The organism is Geodermatophilus sp. SYSU D00867, from assembly GCF_054050315.1.
Genome location: NZ_JBJGZC010000019.1, coordinates 72,847 through 98,443 on the forward strand (window position 1 = coordinate 72,847; position 25,597 = coordinate 98,443).

Genomic DNA, 25,597 nt, shown 5'->3' on the forward strand with positions numbered 1-25,597 from the left:
CCGCGCTCGGCCGATCGGGGATACTGGTCGGCCGAGCCCCGCGCCAGCGCCCCGAGCAGGGCCGGAATGACCGGCCGGCCGCCGGCGTTCACGACAACAGCACCGAGACGTCCCCGGAAGAGGCCCGCATCATGAAGTCCGGTATCCACCCCGACTACCACACCACCACGGTGACCTGTGGGTGTGGGAACACCTTCACCACCCGCAGCACCGCCCCCGGCGGCACGCTGACCGTCGAGACCTGCTCCGCCTGCCACCCCTTCTACACGGGCAAGCAGCGGATCCTCGACACCGGTGGCCGCGTGGCCCGCTTCGAGAAGCGGTTCGGCAAGCGCGGCGCCACCGCCGGCAAGTAGCACCCCCGACGGCGCCCGTCCCACCTCGCGTGGGACGGGCGCCGTCGTCGTGTCCACCCCCGCTCCACCCCGCACGAGAGGTACGCCATGAGCAGCCCGACCGACGCCGCGCCCGACCGGCTGCGCGGGCTGCTCGAGGAGCACGCCGCGCTGGAGACCGAGCTCGCCGACCCCGCGGTGCACGCCGACGCCGGCCGCGCCCGGCGCCTGGGCCGCCGCTACGCCCAGCTCGCGCCCGTGGTGGAGACCGCCCGCGCGCTCGACACCGCCCGCGACGACCTCGACGCCGCCCGCGAGCTGGCCGCCGAGGACCCCTCCTTCGCCGAGGAGGCCCGCGGCCTCGAGACCCGCATCGACGAGCTCACCGACCGGCTGCGCGAGCTGCTGCTCCCGAAGGACCCCGACGACGACAAGGACGTCATCCTCGAGATCAAGGCGGGGGAGGGCGGCGCGGAGTCCGCGCTGTTCGCCGGCGACCTGCTGCGCATGTACCTGCGCTACGCCGAGCGCCGCGGCTGGGCCACCGAGGTCCTCGACGCCGTCCCCGCCGAGCTCGGCGGCTACAAGGACGTCTCGATCGCGGTGAAGTCCCGCACCGACGAGGGCATCTGGTCGCGGCTGAAGTTCGAGGGCGGCGTCCACCGGGTGCAGCGGGTGCCGGTCACCGAGTCGCAGGGCCGCATCCACACCTCCGCCGTCGGCGTCCTCGTGCTGCCCGAGGCCGAGGAGGTCGACGTCACCGTCGACCCGAACGACCTGCGCATCGACGTCTTCCGCTCGTCCGGCCCCGGCGGGCAGAGCGTGAACACCACCGACTCCGCCGTCCGCATCACCCACCTGCCCACCGGCATCGTGGTCAGCTCGCAGAACGAGAAGAGCCAGCTGCAGAACCGCGAGTCGGCGCTGCGGGTGCTCCGCTCGCGGCTGCTGGCCGCCGCCCGCGAGGAGGCCGCGGCCACCGCCAGCGACCAGCGCCGCAGCCAGGTCCGCACGGTCGACCGCAGCGAGCGGGTGCGCACCTACAACTTCCCGGAGAGCCGCATCTCCGACCACCGGGTCGGCTTCAAGGCCCACAACCTCGACGCCGTCCTCGACGGCGAGCTCGACCCGGTCATCGACGCGCTCACCCGCGCGCACACCGCCGAGCTGCTGGCGGCCGGGTCCTGAACACCCGCACGCTGCTCGCCGACGCCGCCCGCCGCCTGGCCGAGGCCGGCGTCGAGTCGCCCCGCGTGGACGCCGAGCTGCTGCTCGCCCACGTCCTCGGCGCCACCCGGACGGCACTGCTCACCCTCGACGACGTCGACGACGACGCCGCCGCCCGCTTCGCCGCGCTGCTCGACCAGCGGGCCGCCCGCGTCCCGCTGCAGCACCTCACCGGCCGGGCGCCGTTCCGCCACCTCGAGCTCGCCGTCGGCCCCGGCGTGTTCGTGCCCCGGCCCGAGACCGAGCAGCTCGTCGAGTGGGCGCTGGCGCGGCTGGCCGGCGTCGACGAGCCGGTCGTCGTCGACCTGGGCAGCGGGTCCGGCGCGATCGCGCTGTCGATCGCGCACGAGCACCCCGGCGCGCGGGTCACCGCCGTCGAGCGCGACCCGCAGGCGATCGAGTGGACCCGCCACAACGCCGGCCTGCGCGCCGCGGCAGGGGACCGGCCGGTCACCGTGCTCGCCGGCGACATGACCGACCCGGGCCTGCTGCGCGACCTCGACGGCACCGTCGACCTCGTCGTCTCCAACCCGCCCTACGTCCCCGACGGCGCGCGGGTGCCGCGGGAGGTCGCCGACCACGACCCGCCGCTGGCGCTGTGGGGCGGCCCGGACGGACTCGACGTCGTCCGCGGGCTGCTGACGACGGCGGCCCGGCTGCTGCGCCCCGGCGGCGGGCTGGGCGTCGAGCACGCCGACGCGCAGGGGAGTGCGCTGCCCGCGCTGGTGCGCGGCACCGGCGACTTCACCGCCGTCGCGGACCACCCCGACCTCGCCGGGAGGCCGCGGTTCACGACCGCCGTCCGGGCTGGGGGAGACTGACCGCCCGTGGCCGACCTCTACGACTGCACCGACCCCGAGCAGCGCGCCGCGGGTCTCGCCGCCGCCGCCGCCGCGATCGCCCGCGGCGAGCTGGTCCTGCTGCCCACCGACACCGTCTACGGCGTCGGCGCCGACGCGTTCTCGCCCGCCGCGGTCTCCGGCCTGCTGGCGGCGAAGAACCGCGGCCGCGCCATGCCGGTCCCCGTGCTGATCGGGGAGGCCTCGACGATGGCCGGGCTGACCATGAGCGTGCCCCGGGTGGCGCAGCGGCTGGCCGAGGCCTTCTGGCCGGGCGGGCTGACCCTCGTCGTCGAGCACGCGCCGTCGCTGGCCTGGGACCTCGGCGACGCCGAGGGGACGGTCGCCGTCCGCCTCCCCGACGACGACGTCGCCCGCGACCTGCTGCGCCGCACCGGCCCGCTCGCCGTGTCCAGCGCCAACCGCTCCGGCCGGCCCGCCGCCACGAACGCGCAGGAGGCGGACGCGCAGCTCGGCGAGCACGCCGCGGTCGTCCTCGACGGCGGCCCGCGCGCGGGCTCGGCGGCCAGCACGATCGTCGACTGCACCGGCCCGGTGCCGCGCGTGCTGCGGGTGGGCGCGGTGCCGGTCGAGCGGCTGCGCGAGGTCGTGCCCGAGGTCACGGACTAGGGCCCCGTCGCCGGCGGCTGCGGATCCCGCTCCGTCCGGTGACGGGGGGATACCGTGGGGGTACCGCCAGTCCCGTCCGCCCGCCGCCTCGCCCCCGGGAGCCCCGTCGCGATGAGCACGCCCGCCGCGCGCCCGGCCGGGACCGCGCGCGGTCCGCACGGGGGCTGAGCCGTGCGCGAGTACGCCGTCGTCCTGCTGACCGCGGGCCTGGTCACCTTCCTGGCCACGCCGGTGGTGCGGATCGCGGCGGTGCGGCTGCGGATGATGGCCGCCCCCCGCGAGCGCGACGTGCACGTCATCCCCACCCCGCGCGGCGGCGGCGTGGCCATGTACCTCGGGGTCGCGGCGGCGGTGCTGGTGGCCACCCGGCTGCCCGCCCTGCAGCGCACCTTCGACGACTCGCAGACCGCCGCCGTCCTCGTCGCCGGCGGGCTCATCTGCCTGCTCGGCGTGCTCGACGACAAGTTCGGCCTCGACGCGCTCACCAAGCTCACCGGCCAGATCGCCGCCGCCGGCGTCATGGTGCTGCTCGGTGTCCAGCTGGCGTTCCTGTTCCTGCCGGTCGCCGACATCGGGACCATCTCCTTCGGCCCGGACGTCGGCGTGCCGCTGACCATCCTGCTGACCGTCCTCACGGTCAACGCGCTCAACTTCATCGACGGCCTCGACGGGCTGGCCGCGGGCGTCTCGGCCATCGCGGCGCTGGCCTTCTTCGCCTACAGCTACAACCTCAGCCGGGTCGGCTACGACGAGGTCGCCAGCGCCCCGGCCCTCGTGACGGCGGTGCTCGCCGGCGCCTGCCTGGGCTTCCTGCCGCACAACTTCAGCCCGGCGCGCATCTTCATGGGCGACTCCGGGTCGATGCTCGTGGGGCTGATGCTCTCGGCCGCCGCGGTGAGCGCCACCGGCCGGGTCGACGCCCAGTCCTTCGACTCCGCGGCCAGCCTCCTGCCGCTGGCCCTGCCGCTGCTGGTGCCGATCGCGGTGCTCTTCATCCCGTTCGTCGACCTGCTCCTCGCGGTGGTCCGCCGCACCCGGCGCGGGCAGTCGCCGTTCTCGCCGGACAAGATGCACCTGCACCACCGGCTGCTGTCCATCGGACACTCGCACCGCCGGGCGGTGCTGACCATGTACTTCTGGGCGGCTCTCCTGTCCTTCGGCGCGGTGGCCCTGTCGGTCACCGGCGGGACGGTCGAGCTGCTCGTCGTGATCGGGGTGCTGCTCGTCGTGGGTGTCGTCGTCGTCCTCGCCCCGCACGCCCGGCGTGCCGCCCGCGAGGCCCGGGCCGCCGAGATCGCCGAGCAGCGCCGCCGCAGCCGCGCCGCCCACCCGACCGCGCGGGCGCACCGCGCCGGGCGCCGGTCCCCGGAGCCGGCGACGCCCGCGGCGCCCCCGGTGCCGGCCGCCGCACCTGCCCCGGCGCCGCCGACCCCGTCCGCCCCCCGTGCGGCCGGCGCCGGCCAGGGGCTGCGGTGAGCGCGCCCCGCCCGGCCCCGCAGGTCCCGTGGGACCTGTCGTTCCTCAAGGTCGGCACGCTGGTCACCGGCACGGTCGCGGTCGTCGCCGCGCTGGTGGCCGGGCTGGTCGCCGGGTGGGCCGACGCGGTCGGGGTGCTGGTCGGAGCCCTGGTCGTGACGGCGTTCTTCGTCCTCTCCGGTGTGGTCATCGCCTGGGCCGGGCGGGTCGACGACACCTTCACGCTGCCGGCCGCCCTGGGCACCTTCTTCGTCAAGGCGGTCGTGCTGTTCGGCATCCTCAACGCGCTGCCGGAGGACGGCTGGCTCGACCGGCGGACCCTCGCGTGGGCGGTGGTCGTGGGGGCCCTGCTGTGGAGCGGCGTGCAGCTGCGGTGGGTCTGGACCCGCCCGCTGTACTACGTCACGCCGCCCGCGCCACCCGGTCAGGCGACGGTCCCCCCGGCACCGGGAGGCGCCCCCACGCCCGGCTGATAGTGTCCCGGCGATGGCCGAGGACGACCCCACCCGTGGGGAGCCCCGGCCCCGACCTGCGCGACCAGCCCCTCGGGGCAGCGGTGCCGAGACCGGCTGGGCCGTCATCGGGACCATGATCTCCGGGATGGCCGTGTGGGGCGGTGCCGGGTGGTTGCTCGACCGGTGGTTGGACACGCGGGTGTTCCTGCCGGTCGGGATCCTCCTCGGCATCTCGGCGGCCATCTACCTGGTCGTCAAACGGTTCGGCGGGCTGCCACCAGACCCTGGTGCACCCGAGCAGGGCAACACCCCGGGCGGACGACGGAGCCGGCCCAGGACGCAGAAGGGACCACGGTGACCTCCAGCGCCCTCGCGCTCACGGACGTGCTCGCCGCCGAGGGCGGCGGGTCCGGCGACGGCTTCCAGGCCCCCGGCCTGAGCGAGTTCTACCCGGAGCCCCTCGCCGAGTTCTCGCTGCTCGGCATCGACTTCGAGATCACGCGCATCACGCTCGGCCTGTGGTTCGCCACGCTGGCGATGCTCGTCTTCATGGTCCTCACGGTCCGCAGGCCGCAGATCGTGCCGGGCAAGATGCAGTTCATCGGCGAGAGCGGCTACTCGCTGGTCCGGGACGGGATCGCCCGCGACGTCGTCGGCCCCAAGGGGATCCCCTTCGCGCCGTTCCTCGCGTCGCTGTTCTTCTTCATCCTCGCGAACAACCTGATGGCGATCCTGCCGCTGGCGCAGATCTCCCCCATGTCGCGGTTCGCGTTCCCGCTGGTCCTCGCCGGCATCTGCTGGGTGCTCTACATCTACATCGGCATCCGCGAGCAGGGCGCCGGCCGCTACTTCAAGGACATCCTGTTCCTGCCCGGCGTGCCCAAGCCGATGTACGTCCTGGTCACGCCGATCGAGATCCTGCAGAACTTCATCGTCCGGCCCTTCACGCTCGCCGTCCGGCTCTTCGCGAACATGTTCGCCGGCCACATGCTGCTGGTGGTCTTCTCCCTCGGCGCGGTCTACCTGTTCAGCCGGGACAACTTCTCGATCGTCTTCGGCCCGATCTCGGCGCTGATGGCGATCGTCATGACCTTCTTCGAACTGCTGGTCATCTTCCTGCAGGCCTACGTCTTCACCGTGCTGATGGGGACCTACCTCAACGGCTCGATCGAGGCCGAGCACTGACCGGCTGAGCGCGCACCTCCCGGACCGCACCACCCCCCCAAGACCCCCGCAAGCCGCCCGGAGACACCGGGCGACGACACAGGAGGAACACCCCGTCATGGATCTTCTGGCTGAGCTGTCCGGCAGCATCGGCTCCGTGGGCTACGGCCTCGCCGCCATCGGCCCGGGCATCGGCGTCGGCATCGTGTGGGCCGCCTACATCCAGGCCACCGCCCGGCAGCCCGAGTCGGCCGGCCTGACCCGTACCTACGCGTTCCTCGGGTTCGCGCTCTCCGAGGCGCTCGCGCTCATCGGCTTCGTCGTCCCCTTCGTCTTCGGCACCTGATCCGCGCCCGCGGGCCGGCACCGACTGAGACAGGGACACTGAGACCATGAGAATCCTCGCAGCGGAGGAAGCCCACAACCCGCTGATCCCGCCGCTGGGCGAGATCGTCATCGGGCTGATCGCGTTCGCGATCGTCATGCTGGTCTTCTTCCGGTTCATCGCCCCGCGCTTCGAGCAGGTCTTCCGGGCCCGCCGCGAGGCCATCGAGGGTGGCATCGAGCGGGCGGAGGCCATGCAGGCCGAGGCCAAGGCCGCGCTGGAGCAGTACCGCGCCCAGCTGGCCGAGGCACGCACCGAGGCCGCGCAGATCCGGGACCAGGCCCGGGCCGAGGGCCAGCAGATCCTCGAGGAGCTGCGGGCCCAGGCGCAGGAGGAGTCGGCGCGCATCGTCGCCCGCGGCGAGGAGCAGCTGGCCAGCTCGCGCCAGTCGGTCATCAACGAGCTGCGCGGCCAGATCGGCACGCTGGCCGTCGACCTCGCCGGCCGCGTGGTGGGGGAGTCCCTGGAGGACGAGGCCCGGCGCCGCGGCACCGTCGACCGGTTCCTCGACCAGCTCGACGGCATGGCCGGCGGTGCGGCGGGCAACGGCCGCACCGGCAGCACGGTGTTCGTCCCCGGCGGCGACCGCTGATGGACGCCTCCAGCCGGGAGGCGCTCGCGGCCAGCCGCGAGCGCCTCGCCGCGACGACGGCCGGTGCCGCCGGCCCGGGCCTGCTGGCCCTGGCCGACGAGCTGTTCGCCGTCGCGCGGCTGCTCGACGGCAACGTCGCGCTGCGCCGGGCCCTGTCCGACCCGGCGGCCAAGCCGGCCGACCGGGCCGGACTGGCCCGCCGGATCCTCGGCGGGCGGGTCTCCGAGGCCGCCGTCGACCTGGTCGAGACCGTCGCCCGCCAGCGGTGGTCGCGGCCGCTGGACCTGGTCGAGGCCGCCGAGACCCTGGCCACCGAGGCCTCGCTGGACGCCGCCGAGGCGCGTGGCGAGCTCGAGGGCGTCGAGGACGAGCTGTTCCGCTTCGGCCGGATCGTCGGCGGCGACCCGGGGCTGTCCCGCATCCTCTCCGACGACGCGGCACCGGCCGAGGGGCGCGCGGCGCTGCTCGACCGGCTCCTGTCGGGCCGGGTCAGCCCGGTCACCGAGCAGCTGCTGCGGAACTCGCTGACCGTCCGGCACGTCGGTAACGCGGAGAACCGGGTCGAGCGGCTGTCCGTGGCCGCTTCCGCCCGGCGCGGCCGCTCGGTCGCCCACGTCACGACGGCGGTGCCGCTGACCGCGACGCAGGAGCAGCGGCTGCGCGACGTGCTCGGCCGGATCTACGGGCGGACGATCGGCCTGCAGGTGACGGTCGACCCCGAGGTGCTCGGCGGCCTGGTCGTGCGCGTCGGTGACGAGGTCATCGACGGCAGCATCGCCAACCGGCTCGAGTCCGCCGGCCGCCGGCTCGCCGGCTGACCCGCCCCACCCCAGACCACAGACAGCACGACCCAGCAGGGAAGAGGACGCGTGCCATGGCCGAGCTGACGATCTCCGCAGACGAGATCCGCAGTGCCATCCAGAACTACGTCACCGAGTACTCCCCGGACGTGTCCCGGGAGGAGGTCGGGATCGTCACCGAGGCCGGCGACGGCATCGCCCGGGTCGAGGGCCTGCCCTCGGTCATGACCAACGAGCTGCTCGAGTTCGAGAGCGGCGTCCGCGGTCTCGCGCTGAACCTCGACGTCCGCGAGGTCGGCGTCGTCATCCTCGGTGACTTCGCCGGCATCGAGGAGGGCCAGCAGGTCCGCCGCACCGGCGAGGTCCTGTCGGTGCCGGTCGGCGACGGCTACCTCGGCCGCGTCGTCGACCCGCTCGGCAACCCGATCGACGGCGGCGGCGAGATCGCCACCACCGGCCGCCGCGCGCTGGAGCTGCAGGCCCCCACCGTCGTCCAGCGCAAGTCGGTGCACGAGCCGCTGCAGACCGGGATCAAGGCCATCGACGCCATGACCCCGATCGGCCGCGGGCAGCGCCAGCTGGTCATCGGCGACCGCCAGACCGGCAAGACGGCGATCGTGCTCGACACGATCATCAACCAGAAGACGGCCTGGGCGACCGGCGACCCGAAGCAGCAGGTCCGCTGCATCTACGTCGCCGTCGGCCAGAAGGGCTCCACGATCGCGGCGATCCGCGCCTCCCTCGAGGAGGCCGGCGCGATGGAGTACACGACCATCGTCGCCGCTCCCGCGTCGGAGGCCGCCGGCTTCAAGTACATCGCCCCCTACACCGGCTCGGCCATCGGCCAGCACTGGATGTACGAGGGCAAGCACGTCCTGATCGTCTTCGACGACCTGTCCAAGCAGGCCGAGGCCTATCGCGCGGTCTCGCTGCTGCTGCGCCGCCCGCCGGGCCGCGAGGCGTACCCGGGTGACGTCTTCTACCTCCACTCCCGGCTGCTGGAGCGCTGCGCCAAGCTCTCCGACGACCTGGGCGCCGGGTCGATGACGGGTCTCCCGCTCATCGAGACCAAGGGCAACGACGTGTCGGCCTACATCCCGACCAACGTCATCTCGATCACCGACGGGCAGATCTTCCTCGAGACCGGTCTGTTCAACTCCGGTGTCCGCCCGGCCATCAACGTGGGCATCTCGGTGTCCCGGGTCGGCGGCTCGGCGCAGATCAAGGCGATGAAGTCGGTCGCCGGCCGCCTGCGCCTGGACCTGGCCCAGTACCGCGAGCTCGAGGCGTTCGCCTCGTTCGCCTCGGACCTGGACGCCTCCAGCCGGGCCACCCTCGACCGCGGCCAGCGCCTGGTGGAGCTGCTCAAGCAGGGCCAGTACCAGCCGTACCCGGTCGAGCGCGAGGTCGTCTCGCTGTGGCTGGGCACCACCGGCAAGCTCGACCGCGTGCCGGTGTCCGACGTCCGCCGGTTCGAGTCGGAGTTCCTCGACTACATCGGCCGCGGCGAGAGCGGCGTCTACGACGAGATCCGCACCTCGCGGGCCCTCGGCGACGACGCGGTGAGCAGCCTCGAGCGCGCCGTCGAGAGCTTCTACCAGCAGTTCACGACCTCCGACGGCACCTCGCTGGTCAACGAGCCCGAGGCCGAGGCCATGGACGCGTCCGAGCGTGGCCAGGAGCGCGTCCAGGTCAAGAAGGCCTGACCGGTGGCCGGTTCCCTCCGCGCGCTGCGGCGCCGCATCCGCTCCACTCAGTCGACGAAGAAGATCTTCTCGGCCCAGGAGCTGATCGCCGGCGCCCGCATCGTGCGCGCCCAGGCCCGGGTGGAGGCGTCCAAGCCGTACGCCCGGGAGATCACCCGGGTCCTGTCCGCGCTGGCGTCGTCCGCCTCGCTCGAGCACCCGCTGCTCACCGAGCGGCAGTCGACCCGGCGGGCCGCGGTGCTGGTGGTCACCTCCGACCGCGGGTTCGCCGGCTCGTACAACGTCAACGTGCTGCGGCGCACCGAGGAGCTGCTGTCGCTGCTGCGGCAGGAGGGCAAGGAGCCGCAGGTCTACGTCATCGGCCGCAAGGGGGAGACCTACTACTCCTTCCGCAACCGGCCGGTGGTGCAGACCTTCACCGGGTTCTCCGAGCAGCCGGCCTACACCGACGCCCAGGAGGTCGGGCGCGTCCTCATCGACGCGTTCACCGCCGGGGCCGACGACGCCGACGGCGCAGGTCCTGACGGCGTGGCCGGCGTGGACGAGCTGCACATCGTCTACACCGAGTTCCGGTCGCTGCTCGCGCAGGTCCCGGTCGCCAAGCGGCTGGCCCCGCTGGAGGTCGAGGAGGTCGAGGAGTTCGACTTCGAGCGGGAGGACCGCGAGGCCGGGCGCACCGGCGACTCCGGGGTCCCCACCTCGTACGAGTTCGAGCCCTCGCCCGACGCGCTGCTCGACGCGCTGCTGCCGAAGTACGTCACCACCCGCATCTACGCGGCGCTGCTCGAGGCCGCGGCCTCGGAGTCGGCGTCGCGGCGGCGGGCGATGAAGTCGGCCTCGGACAACGCCGAGGAGCTGGCGAAGAGCCTCTCCCGCCAGGCCAACCAGGCGCGCCAGGCCGAGATCACCCAGGAGATCAGCGAGATCGTCGGTGGCGCCGACGCGCTGGTCGCAGCCAACGCCGACGACTGACCACCCCGGCCCCCGCCCGAGGCGGGGGCCGGGCCTCCGATCCACCTGACCGAGGAGCCCCCTCATGACCGTCACCGAGGACCGTCCGACCACCCAGGCGACAGGCCGCGTCGTCCGGGTCACCGGGCCGGTCGTCGACGTCGAGTTCCCGCGCGACGCGATGCCCGACCTGTTCAACGCCCTCCGGGTCGACGTCGCGCTCGCCGACCTGAGCAAGACGCTGACCCTCGAGGTCGCCCAGCACCTGGGCGACAACGTGGTCCGCACCATCTCCATGCAGCCCACCGACGGCCTGGTCCGCGGCGCCGCGGTCAGCGACACCGGCGCCTCGATCAGCGTGCCGGTCGGCGACGTCACCAAGGGCCACGTTTTCAACGCCCTCGGCGACTGCCTGGACGCCCCCGGCCACGGCGCCGACGCCCCGCACTGGTCGATCCACCGGCACGCGCCGCGGTTCGACCAGCTCGAGGGCCGCACCGAGCTGCTCGAGACCGGCATCAAGGTCATCGACCTGCTCACCCCGTACGTGGCCGGCGGGAAGATCGGCCTGTTCGGCGGTGCCGGCGTGGGCAAGACCGTGCTGATCCAGGAGATGATCCGCCGGGTCGCCCAGGAGTTCGGTGGCGTGTCGGTGTTCGCCGGCGTCGGCGAGCGCACCCGCGAGGGCAACGACCTCATCACCGAGATGACCGAGTCCGGCGTCATCGAGTCCACCGCGCTGGTCTTCGGCCAGATGGACGAGCCGCCGGGCACCCGGCTGCGGGTGGCGCTGTCGGCGCTGACGATGGCGGAGTACTTCCGCGACGAGCAGAACCAGGACGTGCTGCTCTTCATCGACAACATCTTCCGGTTCACCCAGGCCGGGTCCGAGGTGTCCACGCTGCTGGGCCGCATGCCCTCCGCCGTGGGTTACCAGCCGACCCTCGCCGACGAGATGGGCGAGCTGCAGGAGCGGATCACCTCGACGCGGGGTCACTCGATCACCTCGCTGCAGGCGATCTACGTGCCCGCCGACGACATCACCGACCCGGCGCCGCACACCACGTTCGCCCACCTCGACGCGACGACGGTGCTCTCCCGGCCGATCTCGGAGAAGGGCATCTACCCGGCCGTCGACCCGCTCGACTCCACCAGCCGGATCCTCGACCCGCAGTACGTCGGCCAGGACCACTACCAGGTCGCGCAGACGGTCAAGCAGATCCTCCAGCGCTACCAGGAGCTGCAGGACATCATCGCGATCCTCGGCATCGACGAGCTCTCCGAGGAGGACAAGGTCACCGTGCAGCGCGCACGGCGCATCGAGCGGTTCCTCTCGCAGAACATGTTCGTGGCCGAGGCCTTCACCGGTCAGCCGGGCTCGTTCGTGCCGCTGTCGGAGACCCTCGAGGCCTTCAAGGCGCTCACCGAGGGCAACTACGACCACGTGCCCGAGCAGGCCTTCTTCATGTGCGGTGGGCTCGAGGACCTCGAGCGCAACGCGGAGAAGCTCAAGCGCGGCTGAGGAAGGACCCGTCCTCCTCGCCCCTTGCACGCTCGGGGTGAGCCTCTGGACGGGACCACACCACACCACGTCACGGCCGGGTGTCCCTGCGGGGACGCCCGGCCGTCGTGCGTCCGGGTACCCCTCGTGTGAAGGACCGGTCACACACGGTCGGGACCGGCCCGGGCGTGGCGCGCCGGGGGGTTGACGCACCCGCGCTCGTGGGCAGGTGCCTTCCCGGGTGCACCTCGAGAGCGGGAGCCTTGCTGCCGATCGGACAGGTGGCGCCCGGAGGGACCGGACGCGCGGTGTGGGAGAAGACCATGGAGTGGCTGGACGCGACCAGCACCGACGGCACGGTGACCCGGCTGCCGGCCGGGACCGCCGATCCCGGGTGGACCTGGCCGCCGACGTCCGTACCGCACGTGCACGACATCGCCTACGACACCGAGGAGTGGGCACCCGCCTCGACGGTGCGCCACCCGTGGGTCCGCGTCGGCCGCTGGACCCTGCTCTACCGTCGCGCCGCCTGACGGAGGACCGGGTCCGCCGCCCGGCCGGGTGACCGCCGGGCGGCCCGCGCCGGGTGGTCCGGGTCCCGCGGCTAGAGTGGGCGACGACCGTCGCCGTGCCCGTTTTCCGGCCGGCGTCCCAGCACCGCCCGTCGGTGGACCCGGAGGAGTGTCGTGGCGACCCTGCAGGTCGAGTTGGTGGCCGTCGAGCGGACCATCTGGTCCGGTGAGGCGAGCATGGTCATCGCCCGCACGACCGAGGGCGAGATCGGCGTCCTGCCCGGCCACGCCCCGCTGCTCGGCGAGCTCGCCCCCGGTGGCGTCGTCACCGTCCGGACGACCGAGGGCCCGGACATGGTCGTCGCCGCCCACGGCGGCTTCCTGTCGGTGACGCCCAAGGGCGTGTCCATCCTCGCCGAGACCGCGGAGATCTCCTCCGAGATCGACGTCGAGCGGGCCCGCGAGGCGCTGCGCCGCGCCGAGTCCGCCGGCGACGACCCCGAGGCCCTCGCCGCCGCCCGCCGCGCCCAGTCCCGCCTGCGGGCCGCCGGACAGGCCGACTGACCCGACCGGACCCCGCCCCGGCCGACGGTGACCACCGCCCTGCTCGTCCTCGCCGGGGTGCTGGTCGTCGTCCTGGTGGTCGCCTTCCTCATCCGACGCCGGCTGCTGCTCTCCGGCCTCGGCGCGGTGACGATGTGGCTGCGCCCGGTCGGCAGCTCCCGGTGGTCGGTGGGCGTCGCCTGGTACGGGGGAGAGGCGCTGCTCTGGTACCGGGCGCTGTCGCTGTCGGTCCGCCCGCAGCAGCGGCTGTGCCGCACGGAGGTGCAGGTCGAGGGCCGGCGGCCCCCGGGCCGGGACGACGTCGCCCTGCCCGACGACGCCGTCGTCCTGACCTGCGCCACCGGCGCCGGCCGCAAGGAGCTGGCCATGGACCCCTCCACGGTGACGGGGTTCCTCTCCTGGGTGGAGTCGGCCCCGCCCGTGCACTAGGGGCCTGAGTCAGCCCCGCGCGGCCCGCTGGGCGTGGACGCCGCTGTGCGCCCCGGGCTCCCACAGGACGTCGCCGCCGGGGTTGGCCTCGCGGGCGAGGATGAACAGCAGGTCCGAGAGCCGGTTGAGGTAGCGGGCGGTCTCCGGGTTGGTGCGCTCGCCGTCGGCCTCCAGCAGCGCCCACACGCTGCGCTCGGCCCGCCGGACGACCACCCGCGCCTGGTGCAGCAGCGCCGCCAGCGGCGTCCCGCCGGGCAGCACGAAGCTGGTCAGCGTCGGCAGCGCCTCGTTGTGCTCGTCGCAGGCCGCCTCCAGCCGCTCGGTGTAGGCGGCGGTCACCCGCAGCGGCGGGTGCGCGGGGTCGGGCACCACGGGCGTGGACAGGTCGGCGCCGACGTCGAACAGGTCGTTCTGCACGCTGCGCACGAGCTCGACCAGCTCGGGCGACGGCGCCCCCAGCGCCAGGGCCACGCCGAGCACGCTGTTGGCCTCGTCGACGTCGGCGTAGGCGACCAGCCGCGGGTCGGTCTTGGCCACCCGGCTCATGTCGCCCAGGTGCGTCTGCCCGGCGTCACCGGTCTTCGTGTAGATGCGGGTGAGCCGGACCGTCATGGTCGCCCAGCCTAGGCGCTGCTGCGGGCGCGCCCACCGGCCTGGGACGCTGCCCGGAGCCGCCCGCGCACGCGCCGTAGGGTGGTCGGGTGCAGTGCTTCGAGGTGACCGGCGGCACCGCCCTCAGGGGCCGGGTACGGGTCACGGGGGCGAAGAACAGCGCCCTCAAGCTCATGGCGGCCGCGCTCCTGGCCTCCGGGCGGACGACGATCGACGAGGTCCCCGACATCCTCGACGTCGCGATCATGAGCGAGGTGCTGCGCCGGCTCGGCTGCGGCGTCGGCTACGAGCGCTCGGGGCAGCCCGGGGGCGGCGGCCGGGTCGTCGTCGACGTGCCGGAGGACCCCGCCACCGAGACCGACTACGACCTGGTCCGCAAGATGCGCGCCTCGATCAGCGTGCTCGGCCCGCTGGTCGCCCGCTGCGGCAGCGCCCGGGTGGCGCTGCCCGGCGGCGACGCGATCGGCTCCCGCGGGCTGGACATGCACATCTCCGGCCTGGAGCGGCTCGGCGCCTCGATCCACAGCGAGCACGGCTTCCTCGTCGCCTCCGCGCCGCGGCTGGTGGGCACCTCGATCTGGCTGGACTTCCCGTCGGTCGGCGCCACGGAGAACCTGCTCATGGCCGCGGTCCTGGCCGAGGGGACGACGGTCATCGACAACGCCGCCCGCGAGCCGGAGATCGTCGACATCTGCTCGATGCTCACCGCGATGGGCGCCCGCATCGACGGCGCGGGCACCTCCACGCTCACCGTCGAGGGCGTCGACGCGCTGTCGCCGGTGACCTACTCGACGGTGCCCGACCGCATCGTCGCCGGGACGTGGGCGATCGGCGCGGTGATGACCCGCGGCGACGTCGTCGTCGAGCGGGCCGTCCCCGACCACCTCGCCGTCCCGCTGGACAAGCTGGTCAGCGCCGGCGCCACCGTGGAGGTCGTCGAGAACGGCGTCCGGATCGCCATGGACGAGCGGCCGCGCGGGGTCGACGTCGTCACGCTGCCGTTCCCCGGGTTCCCGACCGACCTGCAGCCGATGGCGGTCGCGCTGGCCGCGGTGTCCACCGGCACGGCCCTGATCACCGAGAACGTGTTCGAGGGCCGGTTCATGTTCGTCAACGAGCTGGTGCGCCTGGGCGCCGACGTGCGCATCGACGGCCACCACGCCGTCGTGCGCGGGCGGGAGCGGCTGTCGTCGGCGCCCGTGGTGGCCACCGACATCCGCGCCGGCGCCGGGCTGGTGCTGGCCGGGCTGCTGTCCGACGGCGTCACCGAGGTGCAGGACGTGCACCACGTCGACCGCGGCTACCCCGACTTCGTCGAGCAGCTGCGCGGCCTGGGCGTGCAGATCGAGCGCGTCGAGCGCCCGGGCGACCTCTGAGCCCGCGGGAGGGCTACGCCGCAGGGAAGGAGGACGCGAGCGCCCGGGCGCGGGCGGCGTCCTCGGGGAAGACCAGCACGTCGGCGCGGTGCGCCTCGGGGAAGCGGACCGTCGAGCGGATCCCGGCGTCGGAGAGCACCGCGCGCAGCGCGAGCGCCGACTCGCGGCGGGACAGCGTGGCGACCCGCGTGAGCAGACCGTCGTCGGTGGGTGGGGGACGGCGCCGGCGCACGCCCCCGGTGGGGCTCCCGCCGAAGGCCCAGCGCATGAAGAGGGCCAGCAGCACCATGACGACGATCGCGATGACCGGCCCGGCGATGTAGCTCAGACTGCCCGGCTGCAGCACGGTGCCTCCCCTCGGCGGGCGGCGTCCGGGCCTCTCCCGGCCCGGTCGCACACGACCGAGTGTGCCACCGCGGGGCTCCCGGACCGGTGCTGCTACTGGCCGGTAACAGCCCTACACTCCGCTGGCATGCCGTTCCCTTCATCGCCGAAGGAGCGCGACCGTCCCTGGGTCATGCGCACCTACGCCGGCCACTCCTCGCCGGCCGAGTCCAACGCGCTCTACCGCCGGAACCTGGCGAAGGGGCAGACCGGCCTGTCGGTCGCCTTCGACCTGCCGACGCAGACCGGCTACGACCCCGACGACGAGCTCGCCGTCGGTGAGGTCGGCAAGGTCGGCGTCCCGGTGACGCACATCGGCGACATGCGGGCGCTGTTCGACGGCATCCCGCTCGACGAGATGAACACGTCGATGACGATCAACGCCACCGCCATGTGGCTGCTCGCGCTCTACCAGGCGGTCGCCGAGGAGCACGGGCACGACGTCGCGAAGCTCGCCGGGACGACGCAGAACGACATCATCAAGGAGTACCTGTCGCGGGGGACCTACGTGTTCCCGCCCGGGCCCTCGATGCGGCTGATCACCGACATGGTCGCCTACACGGTGACGGCGATGCCGAAGTGGAACCCGATCAACATCTGCAGCTACCACCTGCAGGAGGCCGGGGCGACGCCGGTGCAGGAGATCGCCTACGCGATGAGCACCGCGATCGCCGTCCTGGACTCGGTGCGCGACTCCGGCCAGGTGCCGCAGGAGCGCTTCGGCGAGGTGGTCGCGCGCATCTCCTTCTTCGTCAACGCGGGCGTCCGCTTCGTCGAGGAGATGTGCAAGATGCGCGCCTTCACCCAGCTCTGGGACGAGCTGACGCAGGAGCGCTACGGCGTGCAGGACCCCAGGCACCGCCGCTTCCGCTACGGCGTGCAGGTCAACTCCCTGGGCCTGACCGAGGCGCAGCCGGAGAACAACGTGCAGCGGATCGTGCTGGAGATGCTCGCGGTCACGCTGTCCAGGGACGCCCGCGCCCGCGCGGTGCAGCTGCCGGCGTGGAACGAGGCGCTGGGCCTGCCCCGGCCGTGGGACCAGCAGTGGTCGCTGCGGCTGCAGCAGGTGCTCGCCTACGAGACCGACCTGCTCGAGTACGACGACCTGTTCACCGGGTCGGTCGTCGTGGAGCGGAAGGTGTCCGAGCTGGTCGAGGGCGCCCGCGCCGAGATCGCCCGGGTGCAGGAGATGGGCGGGGCGGTGGCCGCCGTCGAGTCCGGCTACATGAAGGGGCAGCTCGTCGCCTCGCTGGCCGAGCGGCGGCGCCGGATGGAGAACGGCGAGGACGTCATCGTCGGCGTCAACCGCTTCGAGGGCACCGAGCCCAACCCGCTGCTGGCCGACCTCGACGCCGCCATCCAGGTCGTCGACCCCGCCGTCGAGAACGCCGCCCAGGAGGCGGTGCGGAAGTGGCGGGCCGAGCGCGACCCGGCGCCGGTGGAGGCCGCGCTGGCCGCGCTGCGGGAGGCCGCCGGCAGCGACGTCAACCTCATGGAGGCGACCCTGCGGTGCGCCCGGGCGGGCGTGACGACGGGGGAGTGGGCCGGCGTGCTGCGCGAGGTGTTCGGCGAGTACCGCGCCCCCACCGGCGTGGCCGCGGCCACCGGCGGCGGCGAGGCCGACGAGACGCTGGCGCGGGTCCGCGAGCGGGTGCGCGCCACCGGCGAGGAGCTCGGCGGGCGGCTGCGGTTCCTGGTCGGCAAGCCCGGCCTCGACGGGCACTCCAACGGCGCGGAGCAGATCGCCGTCCGCGCCCGCGACGCCGGCTTCGAGGTGGTCTACCAGGGCATCCGGCTCACGCCCGCGCAGATCGTCTCGGCCGCGATCGAGGAGGACGTGCACGTCGTCGGGCTGTCGGTGCTCTCCGGCTCGCACCTGCAGGTGGTGCCGGCGGTGCTGCGGGGCCTGCAGGAGGCCGGCCTGGACGACGTCCCGGTCGTCGTCGGCGGGATCATCCCCGACAGCGACGCCCGCCGGCTGCGCGAGCAGGGCGTGGCCCGGGTGTTCACGCCGAAGGACTTCGGGCTCACCGACATCATGGGCCAGGTCGTGGACGTGGTCCGCGAGGCGAACGGCCTGGACGAGCGGGTGCCCGCCTCCGTCTGAGCCGCCGGCCCGGCCCCGTCCAGGGCACCGCCCCGAGCCCGCGAGGGGGAGGGCGGGGTCCTCGCTCAGGAGATCGGCGCCGGCCGGCCGAACAGGTGGCCCTGGCCGTAGCGGACGCCGCGGGAGAGCAGGGCGTCGCGCTCGGCGGTGGTCTCGATGCCCTCGGCCACCAGCGTGGCGCCGGTGTCGGCGGCGAAGGCCACCATCGCCGCGGTCATCGCCTGCCGCGCCGGGTCGACGTCGACCCCGCTGACCAGCGCGATGTCGAGCTTGATGGTGTCCGGCCGCAGCCGCAGGATGTGCCGCAGGCTCGCGTAGCCGGCGCCGGCGTCGTCGATGCTGAGCCGGATCCCGGCCGCCCGCAGCGGCGCCAGCGCGCCCAGGACCGGCCCGTAGTCCGCGATCGGGCTGTGCTCGGTGATCTCCACGGTCAGCGCCGTCCGCCGGACGCCCTCGAGGAGCGCCTCGCCGACCTCGGGGGCGAGCAGCGCCTCGGGGGAGAGGTTGACCGCCAGCCGCAGGCCCCGCGGCAGCCGGTCCCCGGCCTCCAGGGCGGCGTGCACGGCCAGCAGCTCCAGCTCCACGCCCAGGCCGACGACCGCGGCGTCGGCGAACAGCGTCGCCGGGCTGCCCTCGCTGCCGGGGAAGCGGGACAGCGCCTCGTGCGCGACGACGGTGCCGCTGTGCATGTCGACGACCGGCTGGACGTGCACCTCCACCGTGCGCCGCTCCAGGACGTCGCAGACCCGCGCGTGCCGGGCGGCCAGCTCGGTCTGGGCGGCCTCCTCGGCGGTCAGCCGCTCGCCGATCAGCTCGGCGAGCATCTCCACCGTCCGCACCGACGAGCCGTCCAGCTGCTCGCCGGCGTCCCGGCTGATGCAGCACAGCATCCCGAGGGGGCGCCGGTCCCCGCCGCGCACCGGGGCGCCGACGTAGGAGCCGATCCCCAGCTGCCGGGTGACCGCGAGCTCGCGGGTGACCGGGTTGCGGTCGGCGCCGGTGACCACCGGCGGCAGCTGGCCGGACAGCACCCGCACGCAGAAGGACTCCTCGAGCGGCATCGACATGCCCTCGGAGACGTTCATGGCGCCGAGCTCGCCGGTGGCCGAGGCGATCTCCTGGCGGTCCTCGGTGAACACCGACAACCAGGCGACGTCCATCCCGAGCCGGGCGCGCGCGAGGTCGAGCAGGCGGTGCACCCAGTCCTCGTCGGCGTCGTCGGTCGTCGGGCCGGCGGTCGCCACGGGCTGCGGTGCTCCCACCCGGGCAGTGTCGCGGCTGTGCGCCGTCTTGCCCAGGGGGTTGCGGAACGGCTCCGTGCGTCAGACCCGGGGGCCGAAGCGGACGTCGACGCCGGGGGAGAACAGCACGCTGTCCGGCGGGCCGCCGACGCCGGGCAGCCCGGCCGCGGCGAGCAGGTCGCCGTCCCAGGTCAGGAGCTCGGCGCGGTGCAGCGGCCAGGCCGGGTGCTCGTTGGGCCAGTAGCGCGTGCGGCCCCGGCTCGTCTGGTGCAGCCCCCAGCGGCCGGTGAGGAAGCGCTCCAGCGGACCGGGCCGCTCCAGCCGCGGACCCACCCGCACCTCGATCCGGCCGCCGGCGCCGCGCGGCCCGGGCCAGCGCCGCCGGCTGGTGTAGGCCAGCAGGTCGCCGTCGCGGGTCAGGCGCATCCGCGACCACAGGTAGGGCAGCCCCGCGGCGCGGGCGACCAGGACCGGGAGCAGCCGGTCGGCGTCGAGGGACGCGAAGACGACGCCGCGCCGGCCCTCCCCGTCCACGGAGTACAGGCGCACGTTGGTCTCGAGGAACGAGCCGACGTAGGGCAGGCCGGGCGAGCCGAGGACGCCGATGCGGCGCATGCGGAAGGGCACCAGCCCCACCCAGCTGCGCCCGTCCGGGGTGGTGTCCGGCCGGGTGCCCGGCGGCAGCAGCGGCGCGACGACGTCCGGGTCGACCGCCCAGTGCAGGAAGGCGACGTCCCGCCAGCCCTGCGTGAACAGCGTCCGCCCGGCGGCGCGGGGCGCGGTGTCGGTGACCTCCTCGGCGTCCACCCCTCCAGCGTCCCCAGCCGCGTTGCCCCCGACCGGCCACCCGTGGTGAGGTCGGTCACGTGACCGCCGAGGGAGCTCCCCGCGTCGAGCGCGACGGCGACGTCGTCCGCATCACCATGTGCCGCCCGCAGCGGCGCAACGCGCTGTCCCGCGACCACCTCACCCAGCTGCTGGCCGCCGTCACCGACGCCGGCGGCAGCGACGCGGCGGGCATCGTCCTCGGCGCGGAGGGGCCGGTGTTCAGCGCCGGGCACGACTTCCGGGACGTCGTCGACCGGCCGGTGACCGAGGTCCGCAGCCTGCTCGCCCTGTGCACCGAGCTGGTGCAGACGCTGCAGGACGTGCCGCAGGTCGTCGTCGCGCGGGTGCACGCCCTGGCCACCGCCGCGGGCTGCCAGCTGGTCGCCTCCTGCGACCTCGCGGTGGCCGCGGAGTCGGCCGGCTTCGCCGCCCCGGGCGGGAAGGGCGGCTGGTTCTGCCACACGCCGATGGTGGCGATCGCCCGCAACGTCGGCCGCAAGCGGGCGATGGAGCTGGCGCTCACCGGCGACGTCATCGACGCGCGGACCGCGCTGGAGTGGGGGCTGGTCAACCGGGTCGTGCCCGACGGCGAGCTCGACGCCGCCGTCGACGAGCTCGTGGCCCGGGCCACCCGCGGCTCGCGGGCGAGCAAGGCGTGGGGCAAGCGGACGATGTACGCCCAGCTCGACCGGACCGAGCGGGACGCCTACGCCGTCGCCGTCGAGGTGATGGCGTCGGCCAGCCAGATCGACGGCGCCCGCGAGGGCATGCGGTCGTTCCTGGAGAAGCGCCCGCCGGCCTGGACCGACTGAGGCCGGGTCACCCGGTCAGGTCGGTGCAGCCGGTCTCGTGCGGGAGCACCGGCCGGAACGCGATCGACCAGCGGGCGCCGTCGGGGGTGGCCCACGGCGTGAGCACGTTCGCCGTCGCGGCGGCCGCGAGCACGTCGGCCGCCTGCTGCCCGGTGGCGCTCACGCAGGTCAGCCCGGCGCCCAGCGGCGTGCCGGGCAGCCCGGGACCCGGCCAGGCGACGTCGGGCTGGGGGAACTCCGGGTCGCCGCCGGTGTGGGGCTGGACCACCGCGGCGACCGTCTGCGGCACGTAGGACTCCGCCGGGCCCGCGGCGGCCAGGCCGGTGAGCTCGTCGACGAGGTCCTGCAGCCGCCCGCGGGCCTCGGCCTGCTCCGGGGTCAGCGACCCGTCGGGGGTCTCGGCCAGGGCGTACACCTCGCGGACCGCGGTGCCCTCGCCGGTGGTCAGGGTGATGCGGGTGGTGGGCGCGTCGGCGACCGGCGGCTCGCCGAGGTCGGCGTCCTCCGTCACCCCGGCGTCGACGGCGCGGTCGAGCAGGTCGCGGACGGTGGCCTCGCCGACCTCGGTCACCTGCACGTTCGGCAGCGCGGGCGAGGGCCAGATCTCGATCTGCGGGCCCTCGGTGAACACCCGGCCGTCGCCGTAGACGGTGACCAGCGGCAGGCCGGTGGCCAGGTCCTCCGGGGGCACGAAGCCGCCGGTGTGCTCCACCTGCAGCACGGGCCCCGCGGGCAGGGGGTCGGGCGACGGCGCCGCGGCGTCGGTCCCGTCCTGCGCGCACCCGGCCAGCGCCAGCGCCCCGGCCAGCAGCGCGGCCGCGCGCACCGTCGACGTCGTCGTCACGGTCCTGCGACGCGCGACCCGGCTCGGCGGTTCCCGTCGTGACCGGACCGGTACCGTCGGCCCCCGTGCGTCTGGTCATCGCCCGCTGCTCGGTCGACTACATCGGGCGGCTGACCGCCCACCTGCCCATGGCCTCGCGGCTGCTGCTGGTCAAGGCCGACGGCTCGGTGTCGGTGCACGCCGACGACCGCGCCTACAAGCCGCTGAACTGGATGAGCCCGCCGTGCACGCTCCGGGACGAGCTCGTCGACGGGTCCGGCACCTGGACGGTCACCAACAAGGCCGGTGAGCAGCTGGTCATCACCATCGAGTCGGTCGAGCACGACTCCGCGCACGAGCTGGGCGTGGACCCCGGCCTGCAGAAGGACGGCGTCGAGGCCGAGCTGCAGCGGCTGCTCGCGCTGCACGTGGAGACCTTCGGGCAGGGCTGGTCGCTGGTCCGCCGCGAGTACCCGACGGCGATCGGCCCGGTCGACCTGCTCTGCCGCGACGCCGACGGGCGCACCGTCGCCGTGGAGGTCAAGCGGCGCGGCGAGATCGACGGCGTCGAGCAGCTGACCCGCTACCTCGAGCTGCTCAACCGCGACCCCCTGCTGGCCCCGGTCAAGGGCGTGTTCGCCGCGCAGGAGATCAAGCCGCAGGCGCGGGTGCTCGCCGGCGACCGCGGCATCGAGTGCGTGACCGTCGACTACGCCGTCCTCAAGGGCACCGACGACCCCACCCAGCGCCTGTTCTGAGACCGCCACCCACCGCGTGAGGACCCCGTCCTCCCCACCCTTCGCGAGCTCGGGGCGGGACCCTGGACGGGGCCAGGGAGGGACCTACCGGCCGGTAGCGGACGCGGGCCGTCCGGGTGGGAGACTGCCCCGGTCAACGCACGGGAGGAGATGGCAGCGTGGCCAGAGAACTGACCGAGGTCGGCGTGGTGGGCCTGGGCACCATGGGTGCGGGCATCGCCGAGGTGCTGGCCCGCGCGGGCCTGTCCGTGACGGCCGTGGAGGTCGGCGACGACGCGCTGGCCCGCGGCCGCGGGCACGTCGAGCAGTCCACCGGGAAAGCGGTCGCGCGCGGCAAGCTCGACGAGGCCGAGCGCGAGGCGATCCTCGGGCGGATCCGCTTCACCACGTCGCTGGAGGACCTCGCCGTCGCGGAGCTGGTCATCGAGGCCGTCCCGGAGCGGATGGAGCTCAAGGCCGAGCTGTTCGCGAAGCTGGACAAGATCTGCCCGCCGGACACCATCCTCGCGACCAACACCTCCAGCCTGTCGGTGACCGAGCTGTCGGTGGCCACCGGCCGGCCGAGCAAGGTCATCGGGATGCACTTCTTCAACCCGGCGCCGGTCATGAAGCTGGTCGAGGTCGTGCGGACCGTCGTCACCGAGCCCGCGGTCATCGAGGACGTCGAGGCCCTGGCCGAGCGGCTGGGCAAGGTCGACGTGACCATCGGCGACAAGGCCGGCTTCATCGCCAACGCGCTGCTGTTCGGCTACCTCAACCACGCGGTCTCCATGTACGAGAACCGCTACGCCAGCCGCGAGGACATCGACGCCGCCATGCGGCTGGGCTGCGGCCTGCCGATGGGCCCGCTCGCGCTCATGGACCTCATCGGGATCGACACCGCCTACGAGATCCTCGACACGATGTACAAGCAGTCGCGCAACCGGCTGCACGCGCCCAGCCCGGTCATCAAGCAGATGATGACCGCGGGCCTGCTGGGCCGGAAGTCCGGCCGCGGCTTCTACACCTACGCCGCGCCCGGCTCCGCCGAGGTCGTGCCCGACGAGCGCACCCCGGCCGCCGGCGGCGCCGCCGAGGGCGCCCGCCCCGTGTCGAAGATCGGCGTCGTCGGCTCCGGGACGATGGCCACCGGCATCGTCGAGGTCGCCGCCAAGGGCGGCTACGAAGTCGTCTTCGTGGCCCGCACCCTCGACAAGGTCGAGGCCGTGCACACCGCGCTGCGCAGGTCGCTGGACAAGCAGGTCGCGCGCGGGCGGCTCGACGAGGCCGGCCGGGACGAGGTGCTCGCCCGGGTCACCGGGACGGCGTCGCTGGACGACCTCGCCGACGTCGACCTGGTCATCGAGGCCGTCGTCGAGCACCTGGCCACCAAGCAGGCGCTGTTCGCCAACCTCGGCGAGATCTGCAAGCCCGGCGCGGTGCTGGCCACGACGACGTCGAGCCTGCCGGTCATCGAGTGCGCCAAGGCCAGCGAGCGCCCCGCCGACGTCGTCGGCCTGCACTTCTTCAACCCCGCGCCGGTGATGAAGCTGGTCGAGGTGGTCAGCACCATCGCCACCGCCCCCGACGTCGCGGCCACCGCCCACGCGGTCTGCGCGCAGCTCGGCAAGCACGCGGTGTCCTGCACGGACCGGGCCGGGTTCATCGTCAACGCGCTGCTGTTCCCGTACCTGAACGACGCGGTGAAGATGCTCGAGGCGCACTACGCGACCGCCGACGACATCGACGCCGCCATGAAGGTCGGCTGCGGCTACCCGATGGGCCCGTTCGAGCTGCTCGACGTCGTCGGCCTCGACGTGTCGCTGGCCATCGAGCGCGAGCTGTACACCGAGTTCCGCGAGCCCGGGTTCGCGCCCGCGCCGCTGCTCGAGCACCTGGTCACCGCCGGCTACCTGGGCCGCAAGACCGGCCGCGGGTTCCGGGACTACTCCCGGCGCTGAGGTGCCCCGCAGGGGACGACGCAGCGGGGGGCGGCGGGCCGGCCGCCCCCCGCTCGCGCGTCGGAGCGAGGAGGTCGAGGAGGCCGCCGACGGCGACTGGGTCGTCCGCCGGCTGACCGGGGCGGCGAGCACCAAGCCCTACCGCTGCCCGGGCTGCGACCAGGAGATCCGGCCGGGCACCCCGCACGTGGTCAGCTGGCCGGCCTACGCCCGCGACTCGGACCTGGAGCCCTGGGACACCGACTCCGCCGCCGACCTGCGCCGACACTGGCATACCGCCTGCTGGCAGGCCCGCGACCGCCGCCGCTGACGGAGGACCTCCTCGCCCCACACCGCTCGCCGGCCCGCGGCGGGCCCCTGCGAGGAGGCCGTTCCCTCACCTCGCGGTCGCGAAGACGACGACGTTGTCCTCGTAGCTGCGCGCCGAGCGGTCGAAGTCGCCGCCGCAGGTGACCAGCCGCAGCTGGGCGTCCGCCGTCGGCCCGTACACGGCCGCGGTGGGGAAGGCGTCCTTCGGGTGCCGCTCGACCCGGCTGACGGTGAACGCGACGGTGCTGCCGTCGGCGCGGTCGACGAGCACCTCGTCCCCGGCAGCGAGCTCGCGCAGGCGCCAGAAGACCGCCGGGCCGCTGCGGGAGTCGACGTGCCCGGCCAGCACCGCCGGGCCGACGTCACCCGGCGCCGGGCCGCCGGTGTACCAGCCGGCCGCCGCCGGGTCGGCCGGGGCCGCCAGCGCGCCGGTGGCGTCGAGGCCGAGGTTGACCAGCCCGCTGTCGAGACCGATGGCCGGCGCCCGCACCCGGACCGGCGGCGCGGCCGCGGGAGCCGACCGCTGCGCGAGCACGACCGGCCCTGAGACCGTGGCGGTCGGCGTGCCGGCGGCGGCCGGCGGGGGAGCGGCCGGCCCCCGCAGGGCGACCACCCCCGCGGCGAGGGCGAGGACGGCCAGCGCCGGCCGCAGCAGGCCCGCGCGGCTCCGGGGCGCGCGGTGCCGGGACCGGCGTGCGCGGTGGTGGGCGGCCGGCCGGGGGGGGGGGGGGGGGGGGGGGGGGGGGGGGGGGGGGGGGGGGGGGGGGGGGGGGGGGGGGGGGGGGGGGGGGGGGGGGGGGGGGGGGGGGGGGGGGGGGGGGGGGGGGGGGGGGGGGGGGGG

29 protein-coding genes are annotated in these 25,597 nt (G+C 74.4%); 23 read left to right on the forward strand and 6 right to left on the reverse strand.

The genetic code is table 11. The annotated features are described in order from the left end of the window. The first annotated feature begins 131 nt into the window (after nt 1-131). The 17 genes from rpmE to ACI8AK_RS18030 all read left to right on the forward strand — a co-directional run bounded on the left by rpmE (nt 132) and on the right by ACI8AK_RS18030 (nt 13,566). Entirely contained in the window at nt 132-356 is a 225-nt protein-coding gene (rpmE, locus tag ACI8AK_RS17950) for a 50S ribosomal protein L31 (protein ID WP_387992433.1), read from the forward strand. 87 nt (nt 357-443) lie between these two features. Beyond that, complete coding sequence (gene prfA, locus ACI8AK_RS17955; protein ID WP_387992436.1) at nt 444-1,523, forward strand: peptide chain release factor 1; 1,080 nt, start codon at nt 444-446, stop codon at nt 1,521-1,523. Between the two features lie 11 nt (nt 1,524-1,534). Beyond that, a complete protein-coding gene (prmC, locus tag ACI8AK_RS17960; protein WP_456957370.1) occupies nt 1,535-2,383 on the forward strand; it encodes a peptide chain release factor N(5)-glutamine methyltransferase in 849 nt (282 codons plus the stop codon). A 6-nt stretch (nt 2,384-2,389) separates the two neighbouring features. Further along, nucleotides 2,390-3,031 carry an L-threonylcarbamoyladenylate synthase gene (locus ACI8AK_RS17965; RefSeq protein ID WP_387992439.1) on the forward strand — a complete coding sequence of 214 codons (642 nt, stop codon included), beginning with the start codon at nt 2,390-2,392 and terminating at the stop codon, nt 3,029-3,031. Nucleotides 3,032-3,202: 171 nt separating this feature from the next. Beyond that, nucleotides 3,203-4,507 carry a glycosyltransferase family 4 protein gene (locus tag ACI8AK_RS17970; RefSeq protein ID WP_456903379.1) on the forward strand — a complete coding sequence of 435 codons (1,305 nt, stop codon included), beginning with the start codon at nt 3,203-3,205 and terminating at the stop codon, nt 4,505-4,507. After that, a complete protein-coding gene (locus ACI8AK_RS17975; RefSeq protein ID WP_387992445.1) occupies nt 4,504-4,980 on the forward strand; it encodes a hypothetical protein in 477 nt (158 codons plus the stop codon). Before ACI8AK_RS17970 ends, ACI8AK_RS17975 begins: the two co-directional genes overlap by 4 nt. A gap of 115 nt (nt 4,981-5,095) precedes the next feature. Beyond that, nucleotides 5,096-5,320, forward strand: coding sequence for an AtpZ/AtpI family protein (locus tag ACI8AK_RS17980; RefSeq protein ID WP_387992448.1), 225 nt, complete (start codon nt 5,096-5,098; stop codon nt 5,318-5,320). Continuing rightward, a complete protein-coding gene (gene atpB / locus ACI8AK_RS17985; RefSeq protein WP_387992450.1) occupies nt 5,317-6,147 on the forward strand; it encodes a F0F1 ATP synthase subunit A in 831 nt (276 codons plus the stop codon). Before ACI8AK_RS17980 ends, atpB begins: the two co-directional genes overlap by 4 nt. A 97-nt stretch (nt 6,148-6,244) precedes the next feature. Then, entirely contained in the window at nt 6,245-6,472 is a 228-nt protein-coding gene (gene atpE, locus ACI8AK_RS17990; protein ID WP_387992453.1) for an ATP synthase F0 subunit C, read from the forward strand. 46 nt (nt 6,473-6,518) lie between these two features. Then, complete coding sequence (locus ACI8AK_RS17995; RefSeq protein ID WP_387992455.1) at nt 6,519-7,103, forward strand: F0F1 ATP synthase subunit B; 585 nt, start codon at nt 6,519-6,521, stop codon at nt 7,101-7,103. Beyond that, nucleotides 7,103-7,921: a F0F1 ATP synthase subunit delta gene (locus ACI8AK_RS18000; RefSeq protein ID WP_456957357.1), complete on the forward strand. Its 819-nt coding sequence runs from the start codon at nt 7,103-7,105 to the stop codon at nt 7,919-7,921. Before ACI8AK_RS17995 ends, ACI8AK_RS18000 begins: the two co-directional genes overlap by 1 nt. A gap of 56 nt (nt 7,922-7,977) precedes the next feature. Then, a complete protein-coding gene (gene atpA, locus ACI8AK_RS18005) occupies nt 7,978-9,609 on the forward strand; it encodes a F0F1 ATP synthase subunit alpha (protein ID WP_456951837.1) in 1,632 nt (543 codons plus the stop codon). Between the two features lie 3 nt (nt 9,610-9,612). Then, nucleotides 9,613-10,581 carry a F0F1 ATP synthase subunit gamma gene (locus tag ACI8AK_RS18010; protein WP_387992464.1) on the forward strand — a complete coding sequence of 323 codons (969 nt, stop codon included), beginning with the start codon at nt 9,613-9,615 and terminating at the stop codon, nt 10,579-10,581. 64 nt (nt 10,582-10,645) lie between these two features. Continuing rightward, nucleotides 10,646-12,082, forward strand: a complete 1,437-nt coding sequence (gene atpD / locus ACI8AK_RS18015) for a F0F1 ATP synthase subunit beta (protein WP_387992467.1) — start codon at nt 10,646-10,648, stop codon at nt 12,080-12,082. 302 nt (nt 12,083-12,384) lie between these two features. Beyond that, nucleotides 12,385-12,594 carry a hypothetical protein gene (locus ACI8AK_RS18020; protein WP_456951836.1) on the forward strand — a complete coding sequence of 70 codons (210 nt, stop codon included), beginning with the start codon at nt 12,385-12,387 and terminating at the stop codon, nt 12,592-12,594. Nucleotides 12,595-12,747: 153 nt separating this feature from the next. Next, nucleotides 12,748-13,137 carry a F0F1 ATP synthase subunit epsilon gene (locus ACI8AK_RS18025; protein ID WP_387992473.1) on the forward strand — a complete coding sequence of 130 codons (390 nt, stop codon included), beginning with the start codon at nt 12,748-12,750 and terminating at the stop codon, nt 13,135-13,137. Nucleotides 13,138-13,164: 27 nt separating this feature from the next. Then, nucleotides 13,165-13,566, forward strand: coding sequence for a DUF2550 domain-containing protein (locus tag ACI8AK_RS18030; RefSeq protein WP_387992476.1), 402 nt, complete (start codon nt 13,165-13,167; stop codon nt 13,564-13,566). A 9-nt stretch (nt 13,567-13,575) separates the two neighbouring features. On the opposite strand, the gene ACI8AK_RS18035 is transcribed toward ACI8AK_RS18030, so the two are convergent. Continuing rightward, the gene (locus tag ACI8AK_RS18035; RefSeq protein WP_456951834.1) at nt 13,576-14,178 is read right to left on the reverse strand and encodes a cob(I)yrinic acid a,c-diamide adenosyltransferase; all 603 of its coding nucleotides are present in this window, start codon (nt 14,176-14,178) and stop codon (nt 13,576-13,578) included. Nucleotides 14,179-14,267: 89 nt separating this feature from the next. Between ACI8AK_RS18035 and murA the strand changes: the two genes are divergently transcribed. Next, nucleotides 14,268-15,554 carry a UDP-N-acetylglucosamine 1-carboxyvinyltransferase gene (gene murA, locus ACI8AK_RS18040; protein WP_387992482.1) on the forward strand — a complete coding sequence of 429 codons (1,287 nt, stop codon included), beginning with the start codon at nt 14,268-14,270 and terminating at the stop codon, nt 15,552-15,554. A 13-nt stretch (nt 15,555-15,567) separates the two neighbouring features. Here murA and ACI8AK_RS18045 read toward each other — a convergent pair whose 3' ends face one another. Then, a complete protein-coding gene (locus ACI8AK_RS18045) occupies nt 15,568-15,900 on the reverse strand; it encodes a hypothetical protein (RefSeq protein ID WP_387992485.1) in 333 nt (110 codons plus the stop codon). Nucleotides 15,901-16,026: 126 nt separating this feature from the next. Between ACI8AK_RS18045 and ACI8AK_RS18050 the strand changes: the two genes are divergently transcribed. Beyond that, a complete protein-coding gene (locus tag ACI8AK_RS18050) occupies nt 16,027-18,045 on the forward strand; it encodes a protein meaA (RefSeq protein ID WP_456957359.1) in 2,019 nt (672 codons plus the stop codon). A 65-nt stretch (nt 18,046-18,110) separates the two neighbouring features. Here ACI8AK_RS18050 and ACI8AK_RS18055 read toward each other — a convergent pair whose 3' ends face one another. Together ACI8AK_RS18055 and ACI8AK_RS18060 are read right to left on the reverse strand one after the other, a co-directional pair. Further along, nucleotides 18,111-19,307 carry a sensor domain-containing phosphodiesterase gene (locus tag ACI8AK_RS18055; protein WP_456957361.1) on the reverse strand — a complete coding sequence of 399 codons (1,197 nt, stop codon included), beginning with the start codon at nt 19,305-19,307 and terminating at the stop codon, nt 18,111-18,113. Between the two features lie 60 nt (nt 19,308-19,367). Continuing rightward, nucleotides 19,368-20,093, reverse strand: coding sequence for a YqjF family protein (locus ACI8AK_RS18060; protein ID WP_456957363.1), 726 nt, complete (start codon nt 20,091-20,093; stop codon nt 19,368-19,370). Nucleotides 20,094-20,152: 59 nt separating this feature from the next. On the opposite strand from ACI8AK_RS18060, the gene ACI8AK_RS18065 reads away from it, so the two are divergent. After that, nucleotides 20,153-20,926 (forward strand): enoyl-CoA hydratase-related protein, encoded by a 774-nt coding sequence (locus ACI8AK_RS18065; RefSeq protein ID WP_456903383.1) that lies wholly within the window; start codon nt 20,153-20,155, stop codon nt 20,924-20,926. Between the two features lie 7 nt (nt 20,927-20,933). On the opposite strand, the gene ACI8AK_RS18070 is transcribed toward ACI8AK_RS18065, so the two are convergent. Further along, on the reverse strand, nt 20,934-21,770 hold the full coding sequence (locus ACI8AK_RS18070) for a hypothetical protein (protein WP_456957365.1): 837 nt from the start codon (nt 21,768-21,770) through the stop codon (nt 20,934-20,936). Between the two features lie 65 nt (nt 21,771-21,835). Between ACI8AK_RS18070 and nucS the strand changes: the two genes are divergently transcribed. From nucS to ACI8AK_RS18085, 3 genes are all read left to right on the forward strand, one after another. Then, on the forward strand, nt 21,836-22,507 hold the full coding sequence (nucS, locus tag ACI8AK_RS18075) for an endonuclease NucS (protein WP_387992502.1): 672 nt from the start codon (nt 21,836-21,838) through the stop codon (nt 22,505-22,507). A 158-nt stretch (nt 22,508-22,665) separates the two neighbouring features. Beyond that, on the forward strand, nt 22,666-24,447 hold the full coding sequence (locus ACI8AK_RS18080) for a 3-hydroxyacyl-CoA dehydrogenase family protein (RefSeq protein WP_387992505.1): 1,782 nt from the start codon (nt 22,666-22,668) through the stop codon (nt 24,445-24,447). Nucleotide 24,448: 1 nt separating this feature from the next. Next, nucleotides 24,449-24,757: a hypothetical protein gene (locus tag ACI8AK_RS18085; protein WP_456957367.1), complete on the forward strand. Its 309-nt coding sequence runs from the start codon at nt 24,449-24,451 to the stop codon at nt 24,755-24,757. A 66-nt stretch (nt 24,758-24,823) separates the two neighbouring features. Here ACI8AK_RS18085 and ACI8AK_RS18090 read toward each other — a convergent pair whose 3' ends face one another. After that, the gene (locus ACI8AK_RS18090) at nt 24,824-25,369 is read right to left on the reverse strand and encodes a class F sortase (RefSeq protein ID WP_456957368.1); all 546 of its coding nucleotides are present in this window, start codon (nt 25,367-25,369) and stop codon (nt 24,824-24,826) included. Nucleotides 25,370-25,597 lie beyond the last annotated feature (228 nt).